The sequence below is a fragment of the Kitasatospora sp. NRRL B-11411 genome (assembly GCF_000721345.1).
Lineage (GTDB): Bacteria > Actinomycetota > Actinomycetes > Streptomycetales > Streptomycetaceae > Kitasatospora > Kitasatospora cineracea.
Map to the genome: position 1 here is coordinate 1 of NZ_JOGH01000239.1, position 3819 is coordinate 3819.

General features: G+C 76.8%; 4 protein-coding genes. 2 read left to right on the forward strand and 2 right to left on the reverse strand.

Annotation, left to right across the window (positions count from 1 at the left end; translation table 11 throughout):
• Window positions 1-85 precede the first annotated feature (85 nt).
• Together thpR and IH44_RS0139410 are read right to left on the reverse strand one after the other, a co-directional pair.
• Window positions 86-673, reverse strand: coding sequence for an RNA 2',3'-cyclic phosphodiesterase (gene thpR / locus IH44_RS0139405; RefSeq protein WP_030464673.1), 588 nt, complete (start codon window positions 671-673; stop codon window positions 86-88).
• Window positions 674-731: 58 nt separating this feature from the next.
• Window positions 732-1280 carry a hypothetical protein gene (locus tag IH44_RS0139410; RefSeq protein WP_030464674.1) on the reverse strand — a complete coding sequence of 183 codons (549 nt, stop codon included), beginning with the start codon at window positions 1278-1280 and terminating at the stop codon, window positions 732-734.
• 511 nt (window positions 1281-1791) lie between these two features.
• Between IH44_RS0139410 and IH44_RS0139415 the strand changes: the two genes are divergently transcribed.
• A complete protein-coding gene (locus IH44_RS0139415) occupies window positions 1792-3006 on the forward strand; it encodes an ATP-binding protein (protein WP_030464675.1) in 1215 nt (404 codons plus the stop codon).
• A 130-nt stretch (window positions 3007-3136) separates the two neighbouring features.
• Complete coding sequence (locus tag IH44_RS0139420; protein WP_030464676.1) at window positions 3137-3769, forward strand: LuxR C-terminal-related transcriptional regulator; 633 nt, start codon at window positions 3137-3139, stop codon at window positions 3767-3769.
• The last annotated feature ends 50 nt before the right edge of the window (window positions 3770-3819 follow it).

Consider the following 3819-nt stretch of genomic DNA (forward strand, 5'->3'; position numbering starts at 1 on the left):
GCGTCAACGTCCTCTGGGCCCTCATTCGTGACGGGAAGCACTACGAGCATGCACTCCCCGTCACATCAGCTGCTTGACAACAACATTAGGAGGTGGTGGTGGTGAAGGGCCAGGACTCGATGTCCCGGTAGCGGATCGGGCCCGGGCCGCGGGCGGTGTTGCTGCCGACCAGGTGGAGGCGGGCGGTCCACCAGCTCCGGCCGGTGAAGCCGGCCAGGGCGGCCGCGCTGGCCGGGACGGCGGTGGCGTCGTCGCGGCGGGCCCGGGCCAGCGTCAGGTGGGGGTGCAGCGGGCGGTCCCGGAAGCCGATGCCCTGGGCGCGCACCAGGGACCGGACCTCGTCGGCCAGCCGGTGCAGGCCCGCCAGGTCCCCGTCCACCCCGCTCCACAGCAGCCGCCCGTCGAAGTGGCCCCCGCCCCGCAGGCCCAGCCGCAGGGCGGGCTGCCCGACCGCCGTCCCGGCCAGCACCGTACGCAGCAACGGGACGGCGGTGGACGGGAGTTCACCGAGGAACGCCAGCGTGATGTGCCAGTCCTCGATCCGGTTCCAGCGCAGCCCGGGGTACGCGTCGTACGCGGGCCGCAGCGCCCGGGCCAGTTCGTCCTTGGCCTCGTCGGGCGGCGCGAGCGCCACGAAGGCGCGCAGGGCCGGGGGTTCGAGGGGATCGTCCACCAGGGATTTCTAGCACCCCGTCCGGCTCCGGCCCGCGCACCCCACCCGCCGGGGGAGGTCAGCTGCGGACGGCGGTGATGGTCAGCGGCTTCTGCGGGCGGGAGTCGGCGGGGCCGACGGTCAGGGTCAGGGTGCCGGACTCGGCCGTGTAGCGGGCCTGGATCCGGTCCGGGTACTTCTCGCGGCCCCGGTAGGTCCAGGTGAAGGCGGCCGAGGCGTCGCCCGCCACGTCGGCCGGCACGTCGGCGGCGGTGCCGCCGCCGTCGTCGACGGTGAGTTGGAGGCGCTGCCCGGCCAGCGACCAGGTGCCGGACCTGCTGGTCGGGTCCTGGTCCGGCTCGTCGACGAACTCGCCCGTCCAGGTGCCGGATTCGGTCACGGTGAGGGTGACGTCGTGGTAATGCGCGCCGGGGGCGGAGACCTTCCAGGTGCCGGCCGCGAACTTGCCCAGCGCGACCACGCCGATCCCCGCACCGCCCGAGCCCGGCAGGGACTTCCCGCTGCACGCGGCGAGCGCGGCGGTGACGGCGGACGCGCCGAGCAGGCGCAGCGCGGTGCGGCGGGGCAGGACGGCGGTGACGGCGCGCCAACTGGCGAGTGGTCCCAAGGGAGTTGCTCCTTGCTTCGAGGAACGGGCAGGGGGCGGGCGGCGGGACGGAGTGACCGGACAAAGCGGCCGGACGGAGCGGCCGGACGGAGCGGCCGGACGGAGCAGCCGGACCGGGGCCGCATGCGCCGGTCCGGCCGCCGGCGGTGCGCGGGGCGTCCGCCCGCCCGCACCGGCCGGTTCCCTCCCCGCCGGGCCCCCGGTACCCGTCGGTGTGGTGGGCACCAGCATGGCCGCGCGCCGGGCCGGGTTGAACCCGGATTCGTCCGGGGTCCGGCCGCCGCCCGGCTGCGGCAGGATGGGGCCCGTGCCCGCCCCGCCACCGCCCGGACCGCCTGTGCCCGTACCGCCTGCGCCCATGCCCTCGCCCATGCCCTCGCCCCCCGCTGCGGCCGTGCGCGGGGCGTTGTGCGCGTTGCGCGCGTTGAGCTCGCTGCGGGGGTGGCGGCCGTGGCGGCCGTGGCCCGGTTCCGGGGGGCTGTCGACCACGGCGGCGGGGGCGGAACTCGCCGTGGTGATCGCGTTCGTGCTGATGCGGGCCGGGACGCTGCTGGAGATCCTGCCGGCCGCCCCGCGCGGGACGGCCCGGGCGACGGACCCGGTGCTGGACGGGCTGCTGATGGCCGTCGCGCTCGCGCAGTCGCTGGCCATGTGCGTGGTGGCGGTGCGCCGGCGGCAGTACCCGGCGGGCGGGTGGGCGTGGGCCGACGTGGCGGTGGCGATGGCCGTGCTGCTGGCCCAGCCCTGGTACCTGGCCCCCGAGGACTGGGTGGGTACCTGGACGGCCTGGGGCGGCGCGCTCAGCGTGAACGCCGTGTTCGGCGCGGCGATCGGCCTCCCGACCCGCGGGCAGACCGCCGCCGCGACGGCCGCGGTCGCGGTGGCGTACGCGGTGCCCGGCGTCGTCCTGTCGCACGCGCACGCCTCCACGGCGGCCAGCAACCTGATCGGCTACCTGGTGTTCGCGGTCGCCGCCCGGTCCTCCGCGACGTTCGTCCGCCGCCTGGGCCGGGACGCCGACGAGGCCCGCCGGCAGGCCGCGGTGCTGGCCGCGGAGGCCGAACGGGACCGGCACCGGCTGCTGCTGCACGACCAGATCACCATCATGCGGCTGCTGGCCGAACCCGGCCTGGAACCGGGCCTGGTGGAGGTGCTGCGCCGACAGGCGGCCGCCGGGGCGGCCCGGGTGCGGCACTTCCTGGAGCAGTCCGACGCCGACCTGACCGGCGCCTGTCCGGCCGACGGCGGCCGGGCCGACGGTGGCCGGGCTGATGGCGGTCGGGCCGACGGTGGCCGGGCCGAGGACGGTCTGCCGGCCGGGGAGCGGCCGGAGGTGATGCTGGCGGAGCTGGTGCGGCAGGCCGGGGAGGGCTTCACCGACCTGCCGATCGACTACGCCGTCGACCTGGCCGCCGACGTGCCCGTCCCGCCCGCCGTGGCCGGTCCGCTGCGGGCGGCGCTGGCGACGGTGCTGCACAACGTCCGGGCGCACGCCGCCGCCGGGCAGGTCGTGGTGCACGCCGACGCCCCGCCGGGGCTGGGCCGTTGGGAGGTCAGCGTCCGCGACGACGGCCGCGGGTTCGACCAGGCCCGCCGGCCGCTCGGCTTCGGCCTGCGGGTGCAGGTGAGCCGGGCGCTGGCCGAGGTCGGCGTGGAGTCCGAGATCCGCTCCGCGCCGGGCGCGGGGACGGTCGTCCTGCTGCGCGGCAGGCCGGCCGAGCGGTGAGCGCCGACCGGCAGGCAACCAACCCTCCTGCCGATAAAGGGAGTTGTCGAGTGAGTGGAAGGGTGGAACCGGAGTGACCCCCTCGCGTGGACCCAACTCCCCGGCGGGGGCAGGCAGTCGGGTGGCCGTGGTGGACGACGACACGGTCATCCGGGAGGGACTGCCGTACCTGCTGCCGGAGTTGCGGGTGGTGCTGGCGGTCAGCAGCGTGGAGGAACTGCTGGCGGCCCGGCCCGCGGCGGACGTGGTGCTGCTCGACCTGGTGCTGACCGGCACCGGCCGGACCGGGGTGCGGCAGGGCGCGGCGGCGGTCGAGGCGGTGGCCGCGGCCGGGCACCGGGTGCTGATCTACACCAACGAGCGCCGCCGCGAGGTGCTGGTCGGCTGCATGGCGGCCGGGGCGCGCGGGGTGGTGCACAAAGCGGAGCCGCTGCCCGCGCTGGCCGGGGCGGTCGCCGAGGTGGCGGCCGACCGGGTGGTGATCACGCAGGCCCTGGTCGGCCTGGCTGAACTGGCCGAACGCCGCGGCGGGCTACCGAGCCTGACGGTCCGTCAGCGCGAGGTGCTCTCGGCCCGGGCCCGCGGCGAGGCGTTCCGCAGCATCGCCGAGCGGCTGTTCATCAGCAAGAAGACCGCCGAGGAGCACATGTCCGTGGTGACCGCGAAGTTCGCGGACTTCCTGCGCGACCACTCCCCGGCCGACCTGGAACGCGAACTCGGCCTCGGCCCGGGCGACTTGCTGGACCCGCGCCGACCCCGCTGAGCCGCCCCTGCCGAACCGCCCCCGACCCCGGCCCCGGCCCCGACCCCCGG